We start from the raw sequence: 18808 nt of genomic DNA, 5'->3' as shown, positions 1-18808 counted from the left end.
AAGCAAGCCGGAAGAGTACCGGAAAATGCTTCAGGATAAGGGGCTGAATATGACATGATTTCCTGTTTTCCTGCACTTGCACTTGAGAATAAAAAAGCATCTGTGATATACTTTGGTTTGGAACAGGTTGTAAAGGAGTAAATTCGGTGAGTGAAATATGATTTGTGGATGATAACATTCACATCATTTCAAATAAAGAGGGATGAGAGATGTTTGAGAGAAAACACATACGATGGATCAGCTGGATATTGATTATTGCATTATTGATATCGGGGGATTTTTTGGGAAATCCGGTTTCTGAGAGGACATCTGCAGCGGAAAATCCGGTTTCTTATCGCAATGTGATCTATACACTGGATGAGAATAACAAAGATCCACAGGGGATTTATTATAATATTTCAGGGGATGAGGCAATGGTGGGGGACACATCCTTTGGAGCGGCAGATTATCAGGGGGCAGGCGATGGCATTGTGATCATTCCGGATGCTGTTTCCAAAGATGGTAATGTGTATGATGTTACGAATATCAGCTCCTATGCTTTTAATCGATGCAGCAAGCTGAGAGAAATTACGGTTGGTGATAATGTTCAGAAGATTAGTGAGGGGGCCTTCAGTCTTTCCGGTCTGAGTAAAATTCATATTGGTAAACAGGTTCAGAAGATTGAAACGTCATGGCTGGTTCCCTTTGAGGGGACAAAGCTGGAGGAGATTACGATTGATCCGGAGAATAGATTTTACACAGTAAAGGATGGTGTTTTGTTTACAACGGACATGTCAGAGCTGGTACGTTATCCCAGTCAGGATACGCGGACAGAGTACACGATTCCGGACAGTGTTACAAAGATTTCCCAGTATGCTTTTGAATCAGTGCGCAATGTAAAGAATATGATGATTCCTTCCGGAGTGGAGGAAATCGGTGCTGCAGCATTTGAGGCAGCCACTGCGTTGTACCCGGTGCAGGATCTGCGTAATGTAAAGCGGCTTGGAGCTATGGCATTTGCGGATGTGAAAAATCTCAGGATGATCCTTTTGGGAGAAAATCTGCAGATATATATGGGAAAAGCATATCAAAATACCAATCAGATTATCATTCGTTCCGGTATAGAATCGTTGTATCTGCCGGGTGGGACAAAAACAAGCTATGAGGTGTTGAATGGGTGCACCGGTGTCAAAAGCGTGATTTTTGGAAAAGGAATGACGCTGCATAGAGGGGACGGTGCCTATTGTAAGGAATTAGAGAACATAGTTTTACCGGAGGATCTTACAGAAATCCCGGAGAATTTTGCAAAGGGCTGTACCTCGCTGAAAAGCATATACATTCCTGAGACTGTGACAAAAATCGGAGAAAACGCATTTCAGGATGATACGGTTGTACTGTACGGAAAAAAGGACAGTGTAGCCGAAAGCTATGCAAAAGAAGCCGGGCTTACCTTTCAGGATATTGATGAGCATGTCCACCAATATGAGCCGTATACCTTTTATGAGGATGAATATGTAACAATAACCGGGATGCTCTGTCGGGAGTGTGGTCACGCATATGATTGTGAACAAACCCTGATCAAGGCTCTGCCGGAGACAAGTGCATTTCCGATAGTTACCACCAGCACACCGACAGTGACCCCGACAGCAACCTCAACGCCAAGTCCGCCAGCCGGTGTGACCCCGTCGGCGACGCCAACGCTAAGTCCGCCAGTCGGTGTGACCCCGACAGCAACCCCAACGTTAAGTCCGCCAGCCGGTGTGACCCCGACAGCAACGCCAACGCTAAGTCCGCCAGCCGGTGTGACCCCGTCGGCGACGCCAACGCCAAGTCCGCCAGCCGGTGTGACCCCGTCGGCAACCCCAACGCTAAGTCCGCCAGCCGGTGTGACCCCGACAGCAACCCCAACGCTAAGTCCGCCAGCCGGTGTGACCCCGTCGGCAACCCCAACAGCGAAACCCATGATCAGTCTGAATCCAACGGTGAGTCCGCAGGGAAGTCCGGCTCCTTCTGTGCTTTCCACAAGTATGCCGGATACCGATGCGTCAGCGGAGCCATCGGAAAGATCAGATCTGTCTATTGCGGGGCTCCGGGTGCGGTCCGGAGACAATCGTCATGTGACACTTTCCTGGAGCTATAATATGTCAGCGACAGGCTATGAAATTTATATGTCATCCGGCAAAAATAAGACATACCGCCGGATACAGACTCTTTCCGGGCAGACACTTTCTTATACATACAATAAGCAAAAGGCCGGCGTCCGGTATCGTTATAAGCTTCGTGCCTGGTGGACGGATGGCAGCCGAATTGTATATGGAGCGTTTACGAAACCGCAGACCATAACAGTTACCCGGCTTATCACACCGGTGATTTCGGTGCAGAAAAAAAGAGCAGGCAGCATTCCTTATTTGCTGCTTCGTGTCAAAAGATATAATGCGGACCGGGTGCAGTTATACGCAGCAACCAATGGGGGAGCCTACAAAAAGATTGTCCTAAAGACCAATTCCATCAAAAAACTTCATGGGATCTATCGGATTCGTTATCAGAAGGGCAACAAGACATTCCGCATCCGGATCAGAACCTACAGGAAGCGTGGCAAAAAGAGGTTGTTCAGCTATTATTCTAAACCTGTGAAAATAAAGGGATAGCGGAGTTTGAATAATAAAGTCCGGCGTTTGCATTTGAAAGAAATTAAAACGGTGTACGAATTTTTATCAAGTTTTTTTGAAAAAAGTTATTGAAAATGATTTTTGGTTGTGCTATGATTGTTTTCGTAAAGAGCGAAGGTGCTTCTATTTTTTAGATAGAAGTGCCTTTTTTGTTTTCTTAAAAAGAAATAATCCGGTTAAGAATTATTTTGGAAGGCATGAAGCTCGGACAGGAATGCGCAATCCTATCGTAACTATAGAAACAGGAGAATGGTGATGGACAGAAAGGTGGTACGGATATGTTGAATTCTGGAGATACTGGATTTATGATGATAGCAACGGCGTTTGTATTTTTTATGACGCCGGGACTGGCATTTTTCTATGGAGGACTTGTTCGCCGGAAAAATGTCTTAAATACAATGATTTCGTCGTTTTTTATTATGGGACTTGCTTCCCTGATGTGGGTGCTGGTGGGATATTCTCTTTCCTTTAGCGGCAACTGCGGTGGTGTGATCGGTAATCTGAAAAGCTTTTGTATGAATAATGTAGGCTGGGAGCCCGGAGCTTATGCGGACGGCATACCGGCATTATTGTTTGCTGCATTTCAGATGATGTTTGCTATTATTACCCCGGCACTGATCACCGGATCTGTTGCCGGAAGAATGAAATTTAAAGCGTTATTTGCTTTTATTGCTCTGTGGCTTCTGGTTGTATATTTCCCGATGGCTCATATGGTATGGGGCAAAGGAGGTCTTCTCGGTGAAGTGCTGGGTTCTGTGGATTTTGCCGGAGGGAATGTAGTACATATCAGCTCCGGTGTCAGCGGTCTGGTGCTTTCCCTGATGCTCGGCAAGCGCCGCGGATATGAAAAGACCGCATACCGTACCCACAATATCCCGTTTGTTTTGCTGGGAGCTTCTATTCTGTGGTTTGGTTGGTTCGGCTTCAATGCGGGAAGTGCTTTGGGGGCAAATGGGCTGGCTGTTCACGCATTTATGACGACGAACACCTCTGCAGCCTGTGCAATGCTTTCATGGATGGTGATCGATATGATCCGTGATGGCAAACCGACCGTGATCGGTGCCTGTACAGGTGCCGTACTTGGTCTGGTAGCCATTACGCCGGGTGCCGGTTTTGTGCCGCTGTGGTCCGCGATCATTATTGGTATCGTAGTGAGTCCGATCTGTTACTTTATGATGTCCGTAGTAAAGAAGCACTTTGGTTATGATGATGCGCTGGATGCATTTGGATGTCATGGTGTCGGTGGCATCTGGGGTGGTATCGCAACCGGAATTTTTGCACAGAAGTCTATCAATGGAGTGGCACGCTGGGATGGATTGATCTTCGGTGATTACCGTTTGTTCCTGGCGCAGATCATCAGCATTGTGGCAACGATCGCAGTTGCTATTGTCGGAACGCTGATCTGTGCATCTGTTGTCAAGCTGTTTACTCCGCTGCGTGTATCAGAGCATGACGAGAGAGTGGGACTGGACGAGAGCCAGCATGGAGAAAGTGCATATCCGTCCTTTAACGGATTGGATTAGGGAGTTAAAGAAAATCAGGAGGTTAGGATTATGATCAAAATCGATGCGATTATTAATGAAGATAAAATGGAGGATGTCAAGGATGCCCTGCAGGAGCTGCAGGTTCACGGAATGACAATCTCACAGGTGATGGGCTGTGGCACACAGATGGGATATAAGGAGAAGGTGAGAGGCTACGACGTGGACATCAATGTTCTTCCTAAGGTGAAATTTGAAATTGTGGTTTCCAGTCAGGAGTGGGCAAGGCGTACGGTAGATGCTATCTGCCGAACAGCACATACCGGGGAGCACGGAGACGGTAAGATTTTTGTTTATGAGCTGATGGATGTGGTGCGGATCCGTACCGGAGAGCATGGACCAAAGGCTGTGTGGGCTGCGGATCAGACGGAATAATATAAAGATCCCTTGCGGATGTGATTTTCCCCCATTTTTTGAGAAATGTACGCATTTATTCATCATATTTCAAGTATTTTTTGGTAGCATTTTAAGAAGAATACATGTATAATAGAATATATGACTCAAATTTGACACACAGGTGTAAATAAAATTGGGGGCTGATGGAGATGGTATTTGTAACAGGCGATACTCACGGCGATTGGAAAAGCAGGCTGAACCGTTATGTTTTTCCGGAGGGAGTGGAGCTGACGAAGGATGATTATGTGATCGTCTGTGGAGATTTTGGCATCTGGGATGACAGTCCGAGAGAGCATGCCAATCTGGACTGGTTAGAGAATAAAAAGTTCACTACGCTTTTTGTGGCGGGCAACCACAGTAATTATGATATATTGGACAATCTGCCGGTGGAGGAGTGGCACGGAGGAAAGGTTAATTTTATCCGGCCATCTGTGATTCACCTGATGAGAGGACAGATTTTTGATATAAATGACAGAAGCTTTTTTACCTTTGGCGGAGCAAGCTGCCACGACATTCCGGATGGCGTGCTGGAGCCGGATGATGAGAGGATTGAGAGCTGGTATAAGATGCGAAAAATGTTCCGGATCAATCATCTGTCCTGGTGGGAACGGGAGCTTCCTTCCGAGGAGGAGATGGAGGAGGGGCTAAAGAATCTTGCCGCTCACGATCATAAGGTGGACTATATCATTACTCATAGTCCATGTTCCTCTATTCTGGAGCAGATGGATGGATATCCGGATTTCTATGCAAAGGATTATCTCACAGATTATCTGGATGAGATCAAAAATACCACAGAGTTTGAAGCGTGGATGTTTGGACATATGCATGTCAATGTCAGCTTTGAAGAAGAAAAATGTCACTGCATTTTTGATGAGATTGGCAGATTAGAATAATAGCAGCAATGAGGATTATTTCGTTGCTGCTATTATTTTGTCCAATTCTTCTATCAAAAACTGGCGGGAGGTGACAGTAATGGCGTGAATGCCCTGCTTTCTGGCACCTTCCGTATTCTCGGCACGGTCATCAAAGAAAAGACATTGCTCCGGGATCAGATTGTATTTTTGCAGAAGGTGCTGATAAATCTCAGGATAAGGCTTAAGCTTTTTGATCTCATAGGAGATCACGCCGCCGGACATGTCCTGTCGGAACGGAGCATCGTCGGTATGCTTGTGAAACATGGTCTCCGGATAATTGGACAGCAGATAAAGAGGATATCCCAGCTCCTTCAGAGTATGTACCCGCTCCCAGACATCTTTTCTGGGTACATGCATATATTCGCAGTGGTTAATGAACCAGGCGATCGTATCACCGTATGCCGGGTATTTCTTACGGTATGCTTCGATAATGGACTGCTCCTCTCCGGCAGCAGCAAGATCCATGCCGGACCACAGAGGATCGTTAAACATCGTGTTTCCGATGGCAATGGCGTTTTCTCTGGAAAGTCCGTGATCCATCAGCATATCCGCCCAGCGGTATTCCAGAAGGACACCGCCAATATCAAAAATAAAATTTTTTATATTTGTCATTTCCATAAAACATACCATCCTTTCATATATCAAAAATTTGTAATATAATATTATATTTCTGCGCATAAAAAACTGTTTTTTTCATCTTAATACATTTTTGGTGTGTTCGTAAAGATATAATTTCAGTTTTTTGAAAATATAGTGAAAATCTTTGGGATTTTAATGAAAAATTTCTGTTTTTTGAAAAATTAGTGATTTTTTTCAGAATAATGTGGTAATATATGAAAAAAGGGGTGATTTTATGCAGCCATTTCAGGCAAAAAAGATGCCTTTGGAATACACGATTGATAAGGAAATGCTAAGGCTTATTTCGGAAGCAAATGAGAAATACGGAGAATATAAGTCCTTGCTTCATACATTGGAGTTTGATGCCAGTTTTTTTCTGGATTCGGTTCTTTTGAATGAGAGTTACAAATCAACACAGATTGAGGGAACCCAGATTTCTCAGGATGAAATGTTTTATTTAAAATATATGGAGAAAACAGATGAGAACCGGGAAATTCAGAATCTGAAGAAGACAATGGAATATGCAGTTACTTATTTAAAGTCTGCAGGACAGATTGATTATGAGCTTGTAAATAACATGCACAAGCTGATTTTGGACAGCGTACGGGGGTCTATGAAAACTCCGGGACAGATTAGAACCACACAAAACTGGATCGGACCCAGAGGCTGCAGTATGGAAAATGCAGCGTTTGTCTCGCCTGCACCCGAGGAAGTTTATGGGTTATTAGTGAACTTATATCAATATATGAATGATGAATTTATTGACCCGTTGCTGATCAACATTGCATTGTCACATATGCAGTTTGAGACGATTCATGCATATAAAGACGGCAATGGACGTTTGGGAAGAGCATTGATCCCGGTTCAGATGGCATTATTTGAGTCGGGAACTCCTATTTTGTATATGTCAGAAATTTTAGAATTATACAAACCGTCTTATCAGAGATACTTGATGGAATGTAGAAGAGGAAATACAGCGGGATATATTAAGTTTTTTCTGCAATGTGTCATAGAGCAATGTAATGCTTACATTTATAAGCTGGAGCGGATCAAAAATATTTATAAAGAAGATATGCAGTCTATTGAGGTGATAAAGGGGACTGCAGTATATCGGATCATGCCGGTGATCATGAAGCAGATTGTTTTTACGAAAAAGGAAGTACAGGAAATGTCAGGAGTATCATATAACAGTGCGTCTAATATCATCAATCAATTGGTGGAATTAAAAATTGTGATTCCTGATGATACCGTAAATAAAAAGGGTTTTCAATACAAAAGAATTTATGATGTTTTTGTAGGTACCGACAATTTATGGGGATGAAAATGACGATGGATCGGGGAGCTTATAAAGAAACGGAGGATTTATAAACCATGGGTATGATAAACCGGGAGGATATGCTGGAGCTGACGAGACGTATGACAGTCAAAAGAAACTGCTTTGCCCGTATTGCAGGAGCTTATCTGGACGAGGAGGGCTATATTGACGGCACCTTTAACCAGCATTTTCTGAATCTGACATCGTCCGAACGGGACAAAAATATAAAACTTGCCAAGGCGGTGCCCTTTGCGGAAACGAATGTACAGCTAAAGGAGTATCCGTACCGCAGACAGGATATGACGGATGACAGCATGCGTAAGCTGCTCCTGTCGTTAAATCAGAGTGAGCTGAAAAATGATGCCCTGTTGGAAATGTTTTACGAGGAAGCAGGAAAATATTTCCATGAAAGCGGCGGGTGTGCCGTGTATATGTTTTACGGTGGATATGACATTCCGCGGAAGGGCACGGATGGTGCCAGCCAGTGGGAGTCCGAGGAGATTTACGATTTTCTGGTGGGGATTGTTTGTTCTCTGGAGGAGGATTACGAGCCGGGAGAGCCGGAATGTGGATTTCTCTATCCGGCATTTCGCAACCGGAGCAGTGACAGCCGGTTTATCAATGTTTTTCAGGCCGTGCCGGGGGCGGCAGCAGGACAGGGGTTAATGGAGCTGCTGGGGATAAAACAGGCGGGAGAATCACAGGGACAATAAAATACTATCTTCAATTTTTAAATGAAAGTGGGAAGAAATGGAAATAACGGAATAATGAAAGAAGAGTGCAGGTGAAATCTCGCCCGCACTCTTTTCAGCGTTTCCTGGGGGAATCGAACCCTCAACTGCCCCTTAGGAGGGGGCCGTTATATCCATTTAACTAAGGAAACAATCCATATCGACGACAAGTATAACATAAGTTGCGTTTTCATGCAAATAATATTATACTTATATTCAAGTGTGCTTATATGACAGTACGCGGTGAAACAGATCATTGGAAGGCTGTGCCTCTGGCACAGAGATGAAAATTATATAAAATTCAGAAATGAGGTTTATGATGAAAAGGAAGAGAATATTTGCCGCTTTGATGGCGGGAATTATCATGGTGGGAAGTATCTGCAGTTCTACAGCACAGGCGGCTGCAAAATGGCCTAAGGGACCGGACAAAGGAAGTCTCAGCAGTGCGTCTGCTATCGTTATGGAGCTTTCTACGGGAACGGTGCTTTATTCAAAAAATATTCATAAAAAGCACTATCCGGCCAGTATCACAAAGATTATGACATCACTTCTTACCCTGGAAAACAGCTCACCGAGTGATGTGGTCACTTTTACAGAGGCGGAAGCCCACGGCATTGAGACCGGCAGCTCCTCTATGTACTGTGTGCCGGGGGAGAAGTTCACGATCGAGCAGGTGCTTTATGGCATCATGCTCCAGTCTGCCAATGAAATGTGTCTGGTAGCAGCCGATCATGTGGCGGGAAGTGTGGACAAGTTTGTGGAGATGATGAATCAGCGCGTGGCACAGCTTGGGCTTAAGGATACCCATTTTATGAATCCCAACGGACTTCACAATGACGACCATTATACGTCTGCCTATGATATGGCATGTATCGCCAGAGAGGCCTGGAAGAATCCTTCTTTCCAGAAAATCTGTGGCACCAGAACATATCAGGTGAAATCAACGAATAAGAGAAAAGCCAGCGAGATCCTCGGAGGCCAGCTTCTGAACCATCATCAGATGATCAATGGTTATGAAACGAGCAGCCGTTATGAGAAGGACTATGTGATCGGTGGCAAGACGGGCTACACTTCCATGGCACATTCTACGCTTGTGACCTTTGCGGAAAAGGATGGCATGCAGCTTGTGTCTGTTATCATGAAGGGTAACAGCCCAAAGCAGGGGGAGCCAAATGAGTATACAGATACCACAAGGATTCTGGATTACGCATTTGAGAAGTTTTCCAAGCATGCGGTCAATGGTGAGAACAGTGACGTCAATGAAAACCTGTTCAATACTTTCGACAGTTATTTTAATGCGGATCAGTCCCCGCTCCGTCTGTCTGCAGAGTCCGCAGTAATCCTTCCGAAGGGAGTGGCACTCAGGAAGGCAAAGCAGCAGATCCAGTATGACAATTCGGTGAAGCTGCAGGATGGCGAGAATGTGATCGGAACTGTAAAATACACATACGATGGACGTATGGTGGGTTCCACGGATATCATTTATGACAGCACCAAGTCGGCATCACATCTGGATGAAGCATCCCGCCGGATCGTGGATTCCGAGATCAGGCAGATTAAGACCAACAATAAAAAGCATGCGGTGATCCTGCAGAAGCTGTCCGGAATTAAATACAGTTTTTATAATATGGTGTCCTTTTTCCGGGACAGAGTCATTCTGGTGATCGTGGCAGCATTAGTGATCCTTCTGATCGTTCTGCTGGTACTCAATTACCGGATGAATTCCCGGCGTAAGCGCAGAAGCCGTACGAGAAGCCGCCGGGCCTCAGGGGGTATGTCCTTAAACAGCCGTCGTTCCTTCTCGGCAAGCAAGCGGAAGGGACGCAGACGCCGTGGGGCAGATTATACCAGCAGCCGCCGCACAACCGGAGCAAAGATGTCCGACAGTGGCAGCAGCATCAGCGCAAGAAAAATGAAAAAGAATCGTAAGAAAACAAGGGAAAGCTTTGGAAGAAGTTTTTATGATTTTGATAAATAACAGAAAGGTATAGGATTTTATGGCAGAAGATAATAACAACCAGAATGACAATTCCGAATATGAGCAGGTCTGCTATCTTTGCAGGCGGCCGGAGAGCAAAGCAGGCAAGATGATTCATATTCCGAATAATATCTGCATCTGCGCAGATTGTATGCAGAAAACATTTGATTCCATGGGGAATATGAATGGATTTCCGGGGATGATGGGAGGCATGCCGCCATATATGGATATGTTTACCGGTGGGCCAAACGGATTTGAGGACATTCCCCAGAATCAGAAGTTAAAAAAGAAAAAGAAGGAAGAACCGAAGGCAGAGAAGGGGGAGGGAGAAAACGGAGATACGAAAGGCATCATAGATATCCGCCATCTTCCGGCTCCGCATATTATTAAAAAGCATCTGGACGAGTATGTGATCGGACAGGATTATGCCAAAAAGGTAATGTCTGTAGCAGTTTATAATCACTATAAGCGCGTTCTGACAGATACCATGGATGAGATTGAAATTGAGAAATCCAATATTCTGATGGTGGGACCTACCGGTTGTGGTAAGACCTATCTGGTTAAGACACTGGCAAGGATCCTGCAGGTACCTCTGGCGATCACAGATGCTACCAGTCTCACAGAAGCAGGTTATATTGGTGATGATGTGGAGAGCGTCTTATCAAAGCTTCTGGCAGCAGCGGACAATGATGTGGAGAAGGCACAGCAGGGTATTATCTTTATTGATGAGATTGATAAAATTGCGAAAAAGCGTAATACCAACAGCCGTGATGTCAGCGGTGAGTCGGTACAACAAGGGATGTTGAAGCTTCTGGAGGGCAGCGAGGTGGAGGTGCCGGTGGGGGCCACCAACAAAAATGCCATGGTACCGATGACCACGATAGATACCCGAAATATTCTGTTTATCTGTGGTGGAGCATTTCCGGAGCTTGACAAGATTATTAAAAAACGTCTGACAAGTCAGGCGTCCATCGGTTTTCAGGCAGAGCTGTCGGATACTTATGACAAGGATGAAAATATTTTGTCTAAGGTGACGGTAGAGGATCTGAGAGAATTTGGTATGATTCCTGAGTTTCTGGGACGTCTGCCGGTGATCTTTTCGCTGCAGGCAATGACAGAGGAGATGCTGGCAAGAGTTATGACAGAGCCGAAAAATGCAATCCTTAAGCAGTATCAGAAGCTTCTTCTGCTGGATGAGGTAGATCTGCAGTTTGATCAGGAGGCAGTAGCGGCCATTGCAAAAAAGGCGGCAGAGAAAAAGACAGGTGCCAGAGCACTTCGGGCGATCATAGAGGAGTTTATGCTGGATATTATGTATGAGATCCCGAAGGATGATCTTATTGGCAGGGTGACTATCACAAAGGATTATATTGAGCATCATGGATCGCCGAAGATCGAGATGAGAGAGAGCGGCGAAGCGACGTTACTGACGCAGCGTCCGGATTAAGACATTATATTCCGTCACGGGATATGAGGCTTTTGCATAAGATAATGATGTAAGGGTGAAACACCGGCAGGAAGCAGATTTGCCTGCAAATATGCGGGATCACAGGTGTTTGCAGGATTGCGGAAATTGCATGGCAATGGAGCAATCCGTGGCATCAGTTTAATCCGGGAGGGAATGTGTTGGATTGTCAGGACAAAATTTATTCTGAAGAGTATGAGGACTATATTGTGGAGTACGGCAACCGGCCGGAGCTGGTGCCGGAACAGTATGAAACAGAGTGCTATCAGCTGGTAAGCTCCCGGTTCGCGATTGTATATCTGGAGGGAGCGCAGGTGGACAGCAACCGTCGGAATGCAGAATTGGAGATCCCCAGATGTTTTGGTCTTTTAAGCTCTGCGCAGATGCTGGAGGAAACAGGGATTGCCATGGCTCGCAGACAGCCGCGTCTGGAGCTTTTCGGACAGGGTGTAATGTTCGGGATTATAGATACGGGGGCTGGAGTTCGATAAACGGAGAAAGGGTTGGTGTTAAATTAATGGACGAGAGATATTTTCAGGAAGCATATGCAGTAATGAATGAGGTAAAAAAGGTAGTGATCGGTAAGGATGAATGTGTCAAGCTTGCCATGTCTGCAATTTTGGCAGGGGGACATATTCTGATCGATGATATTCCCGGTGTAGGAAAAACAACACTTGCTATGGCATTTGCAGGTGCTATGGAGATGGACAGCCATCGTATGCAGTTTACACCGGATGTACTGCCGGCAGATATTTTGGGATTTTCTATGTACGATAAGGCGCAGGGAGCCTTTGTTTATCAGCCGGGAGCGATCATGTGCAATCTGTTTCTGGCAGATGAGATCAACCGTACTTCCCCAAAGACACAGTCGGCATTGCTGGAGGTTATGGAAGAGGGGAATGTCACAGTGGATGGTGTGACAAGGCGCGTGCCGGAGCCTTTCGTGGTAATTGCCACAGAGAATCCGGTGGGAAGTGTTGGAACACAGCTTTTGCCGGAGTCCCAGCTGGATCGTTTTATGATCTGTATGACCATGGGATATCCGGATGCAGAGAATGAGATTGCCATTGCCAAAGGCAGAAGTAATGGAATGCAGCTGAGTGATGTGCAGGGAGTGATTCCGGCACAGGAGCTGACTATGATACAGGCAGAGGTGGAGAATGTTTTTCTTCACGATGAGATTTATGCGTATATTGTTGATCTGGCAAGAGCGACAAGAGAGAATTCTCTTGTGGAGCTGGGGATGAGTCCCCGTGGAACTATCGCATTGGCAAAGATGGCAAAGGCAGCCGCATTTTTATCCGGCCGTGATTTTGTTGTGCCAAATGATGTGACAGAGGTATTTCCGGCGGTAGCAGGTCATCGTCTGGTATTAAATTCCAAGGCGCGTGTAGGTCATGTTACTACAGATACGGTATTGGGGCAGATTATGGAAAGTGTTCGGACGCCAAAAGTAAGAAAATAGTGGCGAGTGGGAAAGGTCTGGTTATTAACGTGAAAAGATTAATTACCTATTTGATCGTGATCGCAGCAACGATATATACGGCTGTGCTTTACGGAAGTACCAGTTTTTTAATGCTGTTTTATGTCGAACTTGCACTTCCTGTTTTTTTGCTGCTGACATTGATTCCGGCGGTGCGTCATACGAGTATTCGTATGGAACTGCCGATCCCGGTGGTGGAGCAGGGACAGAAAACGCCGGTAATGCTGCATGTGACTACCGGGGGATTCCCGATTGGCGGCAGGGTGGCTGTGCAGGTAAAGGGAAAGCTGCCTATGGGACAGAAGGATGAGAAAACCTGGTTTTATACAGCATTGGCAGGCAGCAAAAAGACAGCGAAGATCAAGGCAGAGTATCAGAGCAGATGTGTAGGCAGTATCCGGATGGAGATTAGCAGGGTCTGGTGCTATGATTTTCTGGGACTTGTGGCGCTTCCGTTGTCTGCAAAATACTGGAAAGCATTGGAACCGGAGACGCTGCTGGTCCTGCCGAGGATCAGCGAGGTACCGGTGATGGTGAGCCGCCAGAGCCGTGATTTTGCCGGGGAAAGTGAGGAACATTCCAAAGAACGGGGAGGAGACGATCCATCCGAGGTGTTCCAGATCCGGGATTATCAGCCGGGGGACAAGCTGAGGAGTATTCACTGGAAGCTGTCGGCCAAGACAGAGGAAATGATGGTGAGGGAGCAGTCCATGCCCTTGGGGTGCCCTGTGGACTTCTATCTGGATCTCTATCAGCCGGCGGCCGTACATCGTAGAAAAGACGAAACACAAAGAGACAGTTATCTGCAGATTCTGGCGTCGGTCAGCCATTCTATGGTTGTAGAAGGATGCCGTCATCATGTGATATGGTTTGACAGCCGGAAAGGTGACGTTTGCAGATATCGTATTGAAAATGAGGAAAATATATTTGAGATGTTGTTTCAACTGGGACAGCTTTCGGTATATCACGACAAAAAAGATCTGCAAGAGCTGTATCGTCAGAAGTATCATGAAACACCGGGGGTCACCTGTCTGGAGCTGACCACGGAACTGACACTAAAGAAAAACGGTGAGGTAGAAGCACGTTACAGCGGTGATGTTTCGGATATTGAACGCCAGCTGGGAGCAAAGGAGCTTGTGGTATAGTATGAAAAAACCATATATCTAAGTTTTTTCATACGGCAAATTTGTGCCTGCGGCTCCAAATTTGCAGGCTGAGAAAGAAATGGAGGATAGTGCGAAAAATAAAATTTTTCGCACGGCAAATTTGTGCCTGCGGCCCAAAGTTTGCGAGTTGAGAAAGAAATGGGGGATTACTGTGAAAAGAAAACCGTTTATTATGCAGGGGATCTGTCTTTTCATGCTGCTTTTTGGAATGCATCTCTGTGTGTATTCTGCATTCCTGAAAGCAGGAAGTTTATATAAATTTGCGGTGGCACTGGCTGTGGCATCACTGTGGTTTTCCTTTCTGGCGGCAGCACCATTTCGCCGGATAGAATACCGCGTGAAATATCGTTTCAAAATACCGGTGATCAAATATCCGGCAGCCGCTTTTCTTTTGATGCTTACATTGCTTGTATGGGGGATTTTGTCTATCCGATATATGGGACACTTGCAGAAGGATTTCGTGACATTGCGGGATGCGGTGGCATATCGGCAGAGTGTGTATTACTATCAGATGAAGGGAGCATTTAATCCCTATGAAGCATCTCGTCACGGAGCCAGTGGAACCTGGCTTTTGCTGGATCTGGAGCTGTTGTCGGGACTTCTGATGTCCAGAGCCTTTGTGCACCGTCACGGAATGTTTCTGGGAACACTGCCACCGGCACTGCTGGTGGCAGCGGGGCTGCTTTTGGGAAAGACACCAACGATTCCGGCGATGATCCTGTTAATGGCAGGTATTTTGGGGGTGCAGATGTGCGTAGACGGGCATCATAAGGGCGGCTCCAGACATTTTCGTCAGATCAGTGTGGCCGGGGTGCGTCACTGGCTGTTTTATCCGGCGATGCTTATGTGCATACTGGCCATTTTCGGCGTGGGAGCCAGAGTTTCCATAGCCACGAAGGATAAAGCGTTACAGGGAGAGGAAAAGCTTTTAAAAGTGCAGCATAAGGCAGAAAGCGAAATTACGGATTTTGGCGTAAAGCTGGTACAGAAGCTGCAGGATCTGCTGGGGGTTGAGCAGCCGGGAATTATGACCAATTCTTCTCCGAATTACACAGGGAAAACGGTGCTGACCATTACGATGGACGAGAAACCGGAGGAAGATATTTATCTGCGGGGCTTTATCGGTACCAAATACGAAAACGGTAAATGGAGTAATCCAAGGAAGGATAAGCTCGACAGTTATTTTGATTCGGAGAAATGTTATCAGCTTTTTACACAGGATTATACGGAGTATCAGGTGTATTCCGTTGTTAATAAGAGTGACAAATCCCTTGATGATGTGTTAGAAAATTCCGAGAAGCTGGGAAAGAAAAATGCAGCTACAATGAAAATAGAATATGCAAAGGACAATAATACGACCTTTGCTTATTTTCCGTATTACTCGAAACTAAGCAATAAATCTATGGGAACTCTGATGCTGGATCACGACAGGGGATTCCGTCGAAGTGATGATGTTAAAAGCTATGAGATCACAACGCAGAAGACAGACAGGGAAACCTCATATATGATGGGAAATGCGGACCTGCTCCAGAAAGGATATGTCCCATATTATGAACAGGGTGACGAGGACAGCCCGGATGGTACACTCAACAGTGGAGATATGCTTTTTTATAATATGGAAGACGGATCTTACAAAGTAAGAAAAGTAACTACGGGGGATGCTGATAACCCGCTGATCGGAGGATCAAGCAATTATATACAGGTTTCAGACCGGAATCTTGGAAGATATTATCAGTATATTATGAATGAGGATCTGCAGCTTCCTCAGATGGGACTTTCTAAAACAAAGGCGCTTGCAAAGAAAATTCTGAAATACAATTATGTTACTTTGACAAGCAGTACAGATGAATCGTTTTATACTTCAACAGCCAGTGCTGTTATTGATGATCTGCGAAGTTATCTTGGACAGATTACAGAGTACAGCCAGCAGTTAAAGATGAAAGAAATCGGAACGGACTATGTGGAAAATTTTCTTTTCGTACAGAGGAAAGGATATTGTGAACATTATGCTACTGCCGGAGCAGTGCTGTTTCGTGCTATGGGGGTACCTGCGCGATATGTATCGGGATATCGTGTGCCAGCGTCCGATTTTGTGGACAATGGGGATGGAACCTATACGGCAAAGGTGCCGGATCTGGAAGCCCATGCGTGGACGGAGGTTTATAGCTTAGGTGCAGGCTGGATCGTGGCGGATATGACGCCGGGAGCAGCAAGGGTCACAGGTTCTTCGTCTGGTGGTCTGAATAATAATCAGGATCCGTCGTTAAATAAAAATGATACGGATGGGGATGATGCGTTTTTGCAAGATGATCCGGAGAGTACACAAAAGGCGGCTTCCGATACAGCAGAGCCGGAAGTGACCAGGAAACCGAAAAAAACGGACAAACCACAGGAGACAGACCTTCCGGATGATTCCGGTGATCTTTCTGAAAACGGAAAAGGAAACGGTGATGCCACTTCGGATGCCGGCGGCGGGGAAAAACAGACAAAGCATCCGGATGTGATTTCGCCGGAGCTTAGGGCTGTTCTTATAAAAACAACGGTCGCTGCGGCAATCGTATTTGTAATCTGGCTGCTCTGGTACAGCCAGCGGCTTCACAGGAGACGCCGTCTGAAAAGATGCCATGGAGCAGGGGCATATCTGCTGGAGATGAACCGGCAGCTGGAACAGATGCTTCACTGCTGTGGCTTCGGCAGACCGGGACAGATGACAGATCAGGAATATATCCGACTTTTGGGACAGATCTATCCGAAGGGTCTGGAGGATGGATTGATTGAGAAGTATTATCGTCAGTTGGAGAAAGCACGCTTTGACAGGGAGAGTGGTACGAAGGAAGAGATTCGGGAATGTGTCCGTCTGATCCGTGGTGTTAAACGGGGGGCGGTTTCTTCGGCAAAGACCCGGAGAAGAATTTATGCGGTTGTGATCCGGGGCTGGCAGCGGAAATAGATAAAAGGGCAAGACGCAGGTTTTGCCTTTTTTGGTGTATAGGAAAATGCTCGTAGCGTAGAGGGAAGCCAACGAGAATTGCGAAGCAATTCTTGGAGGGCAAAACGCTGGTTTTGCCCTTTTTTGTTTTAACACACACCAGAGGGGATTGATTACACACACCCCTCTTTTTTGAATGCCGATGGAAGCAGCCGGATCTATTCCATCTGGGATCAGAGTATACCGTATGTCCCGGATTCCGGACAGGAAGGAAATCTTCCGGAGGAGCTTTCCTATGGGACGGAATACGCAAGGAAAGCTATTAACCGGGCATTACAGGCGGAGAATCCTTTTGATATCGTACCAAGCAGGGATACCGAAGGACATGGCACCTTTCTGGCGGGAGTGGCATGCGGCAATGAGGATGTGGAGAGAGAGTTTTCGGGGATTGCCCCTCTGTCGGAGCTTGTGGTGGTCAAATGCAAGGAGGCCAAAGAAAATATTCGGGAATATTATGGAATTACAGGGGATGTGCCCTGTTATATGGAAAACGATATTATGCTGGGGGTGCGTTACCTGGCGAGAATTGCATACCGGAGAAGAAGGCCTATGGTGGTATGCATCGGAATGGGAACCAGTCTGGGGAGTCATTACCGGGGCGGGGCCCTGGGCGAGGTTTTACAGTCCTACGGGAATCTGCGGGGATTTATCGTGGTGGCGGCATGCGGCAATGAAGGAAATACATCCCATCATTTTCATCAGGAGGAACTGGGGGCAAGGCAGGAGACAGATGTGGAGCTCCGGGTGGGCAGCCGGGAGGATGGATTCACCACAGAGCTGTGGTGCAAGGCTCCGGGGCTTTGTTCGGTGGGGCTGATCTCTCCCGGTGGCGAATACAGTGGCAGGACATATGCCAGAGTCGGGGAACGCCAGGTGATCCGATTCCTGCTGGAGAAGACTGTGGTTTATATTGATTATCTTCTGGTGTCCTTTGAAAGCGGGGATGAATGTGTCCGTATCCGTTTTTTTGGACCGGAGGAGGGCATCTGGCGCATTCGGGTATTTAATGAGACGGACATTCCGCTGCAGTTCGATATGTGGCTTCCAATCCGGGATTTTATCCGGCAGGGGACATATTTTCTGCGTCCGGATCCTAACATTACCATATGTGATCCTGCGAATAATTCCCAGATCATTGCTGTTTCTGATTATGATGGAGCGAACCGCAGCGTGGTGGCGGATGCAAGCCGCGGCTATAACTGGCGGGGAGAAGTCGTGCCAGACATTGCGGCACCGGGCATCAATATTTTTGGTCCCCTGCCGAGACAGGGAAATGTCATGATTTCTGCAGGAGATGCCACACCGCGCTACGGTTACCGGACCGGCTCCAGTGCGGCGGCTGCGGTCACGGCAGGAGCGGCAGTATTGCTGGCAGAATGGGGGATTGTCAGAGAAAATGATATCAATATGGATAGTGTGGGAGTTCAGAAATATCTGATCCGCGGAGCAAACCGGTCGGGCAGAGCATTTCCAAATGAGGAGTGGGGCTATGGAACTTTAGATCTGTATGGGGCTTTTGAAGTGATCCGTCCGAAGCCGTAGTGAGAAGATCACAGCAGATCCT

14 protein-coding genes and 1 tRNA gene are annotated in these 18808 nt (G+C 46.4%); 13 read left to right on the top strand and 2 right to left on the bottom strand.

Annotation, left to right across the window (positions count from 1 at the left end; translation table 11 throughout):
• Positions 1 to 209: 209 nt before the first annotated feature.
• The 4 genes from H8704_RS14105 to H8704_RS06850 all read left to right on the top strand — a co-directional run bounded on the left by H8704_RS14105 (position 210) and on the right by H8704_RS06850 (position 5478).
• Positions 210 to 2627, top strand: coding sequence for a fibronectin type III domain-containing protein (locus H8704_RS14105; protein WP_283241951.1), 2418 nt, complete (start codon positions 210 to 212; stop codon positions 2625 to 2627).
• A gap of 326 nt (positions 2628 to 2953) precedes the next feature.
• On the top strand, positions 2954 to 4171 hold the full coding sequence (locus tag H8704_RS06860) for an ammonium transporter (RefSeq protein ID WP_249297768.1): 1218 nt from the start codon (positions 2954 to 2956) through the stop codon (positions 4169 to 4171).
• A 30-nt stretch (positions 4172 to 4201) separates the two neighbouring features.
• Complete coding sequence (locus H8704_RS06855; RefSeq protein WP_022465742.1) at positions 4202 to 4564, top strand: P-II family nitrogen regulator; 363 nt, start codon at positions 4202 to 4204, stop codon at positions 4562 to 4564.
• 170 nt (positions 4565 to 4734) lie between these two features.
• Positions 4735 to 5478, top strand: a complete 744-nt coding sequence (locus tag H8704_RS06850; RefSeq protein ID WP_022465741.1) for a metallophosphoesterase — start codon at positions 4735 to 4737, stop codon at positions 5476 to 5478.
• A gap of 15 nt (positions 5479 to 5493) precedes the next feature.
• On the opposite strand, the gene H8704_RS06845 is transcribed toward H8704_RS06850, so the two are convergent.
• Entirely contained in the window at positions 5494 to 6117 is a 624-nt protein-coding gene (locus H8704_RS06845) for an HAD family hydrolase (protein WP_249297767.1), read from the bottom strand.
• A 235-nt stretch (positions 6118 to 6352) separates the two neighbouring features.
• Between H8704_RS06845 and H8704_RS06840 the strand changes: the two genes are divergently transcribed.
• Positions 6353 to 7438, top strand: a complete 1086-nt coding sequence (locus H8704_RS06840; RefSeq protein WP_249297766.1) for a Fic family protein — start codon at positions 6353 to 6355, stop codon at positions 7436 to 7438.
• Between the two features lie 50 nt (positions 7439 to 7488).
• Complete coding sequence (locus H8704_RS06835; RefSeq protein ID WP_330605858.1) at positions 7489 to 8145, top strand: DUF4317 family protein; 657 nt, start codon at positions 7489 to 7491, stop codon at positions 8143 to 8145.
• A 98-nt stretch (positions 8146 to 8243) separates the two neighbouring features.
• Here H8704_RS06835 and H8704_RS06830 read toward each other — a convergent pair.
• Positions 8244 to 8315, bottom strand: a tRNA-Arg gene (locus tag H8704_RS06830).
• 167 nt (positions 8316 to 8482) lie between these two features.
• Here H8704_RS06830 and H8704_RS06825 point away from each other — a divergent pair.
• The 7 genes from H8704_RS06825 (at position 8483) to H8704_RS14235 (ending at position 18786) form a co-directional block, all read left to right on the top strand.
• A complete protein-coding gene (locus H8704_RS06825; protein ID WP_249297765.1) occupies positions 8483 to 10141 on the top strand; it encodes a D-alanyl-D-alanine carboxypeptidase family protein in 1659 nt (552 codons plus the stop codon).
• 19 nt (positions 10142 to 10160) lie between these two features.
• Positions 10161 to 11588 carry an ATP-dependent Clp protease ATP-binding subunit ClpX gene (clpX, locus tag H8704_RS06820; protein WP_249297764.1) on the top strand — a complete coding sequence of 476 codons (1428 nt, stop codon included), beginning with the start codon at positions 10161 to 10163 and terminating at the stop codon, positions 11586 to 11588.
• A gap of 176 nt (positions 11589 to 11764) precedes the next feature.
• Positions 11765 to 12097, top strand: coding sequence for a hypothetical protein (locus H8704_RS06815; protein ID WP_249297763.1), 333 nt, complete (start codon positions 11765 to 11767; stop codon positions 12095 to 12097).
• Positions 12098 to 12123: 26 nt separating this feature from the next.
• The gene (locus tag H8704_RS06810; protein ID WP_249297762.1) at positions 12124 to 13071 is read left to right on the top strand and encodes an AAA family ATPase; all 948 of its coding nucleotides are present in this window, start codon (positions 12124 to 12126) and stop codon (positions 13069 to 13071) included.
• Positions 13072 to 13100: 29 nt separating this feature from the next.
• A complete protein-coding gene (locus tag H8704_RS14245) occupies positions 13101 to 14234 on the top strand; it encodes a DUF58 domain-containing protein (RefSeq protein ID WP_249297761.1) in 1134 nt (377 codons plus the stop codon).
• A 172-nt stretch (positions 14235 to 14406) separates the two neighbouring features.
• On the top strand, positions 14407 to 17205 hold the full coding sequence (locus H8704_RS14240) for a transglutaminase-like domain-containing protein (RefSeq protein WP_249297760.1): 2799 nt from the start codon (positions 14407 to 14409) through the stop codon (positions 17203 to 17205).
• Positions 17206 to 17352: 147 nt separating this feature from the next.
• Positions 17353 to 18786: a S8 family peptidase gene (locus H8704_RS14235; protein ID WP_330605861.1), complete on the top strand. Its 1434-nt coding sequence runs from the start codon at positions 17353 to 17355 to the stop codon at positions 18784 to 18786.
• The last annotated feature ends 22 nt before the right edge of the window (positions 18787 to 18808 follow it).

Source organism: Jutongia huaianensis (assembly GCF_014384985.1).
GTDB classification, from domain to species: domain Bacteria; phylum Bacillota; class Clostridia; order Lachnospirales; family Lachnospiraceae; genus Jutongia; species Jutongia huaianensis.
The sequence above is the reverse complement of the archived record's forward strand: the minus strand, read 5'-3'. Positions and strand labels throughout refer to the sequence as shown.

Excerpts from the sequence above, each read along its gene's own strand:
- H8704_RS14105 (WP_283241951.1), top strand. The coding sequence starts at position 210 with ATGTTTGAGAGAAAACACATACGATGGATCAGCTGGATATTGATTATT.
- H8704_RS06860 (WP_249297768.1), top strand. The coding sequence starts at position 2,954 with ATGATGATAGCAACGGCGTTTGTATTTTTTATGACGCCGGGACTGGCA.
- H8704_RS06855 (WP_022465742.1), top strand. The coding sequence starts at position 4,202 with ATGATCAAAATCGATGCGATTATTAATGAAGATAAAATGGAGGATGTC.
- H8704_RS06850 (WP_022465741.1), top strand. The coding sequence starts at position 4,735 with ATGGTATTTGTAACAGGCGATACTCACGGCGATTGGAAAAGCAGGCTG.
- H8704_RS06845 (WP_249297767.1), bottom strand. The coding sequence starts at position 6,117 with ATGGAAATGACAAATATAAAAAATTTTATTTTTGATATTGGCGGTGTC.
- H8704_RS06840 (WP_249297766.1), top strand. The coding sequence starts at position 6,353 with ATGCAGCCATTTCAGGCAAAAAAGATGCCTTTGGAATACACGATTGAT.
- H8704_RS06835 (WP_330605858.1), top strand. The coding sequence starts at position 7,489 with ATGGGTATGATAAACCGGGAGGATATGCTGGAGCTGACGAGACGTATG.
- H8704_RS06825 (WP_249297765.1), top strand. The coding sequence starts at position 8,483 with ATGAAAAGGAAGAGAATATTTGCCGCTTTGATGGCGGGAATTATCATG.
- clpX (WP_249297764.1), top strand. The coding sequence starts at position 10,161 with ATGGCAGAAGATAATAACAACCAGAATGACAATTCCGAATATGAGCAG.
- H8704_RS06810 (WP_249297762.1), top strand. The coding sequence starts at position 12,124 with ATGGACGAGAGATATTTTCAGGAAGCATATGCAGTAATGAATGAGGTA.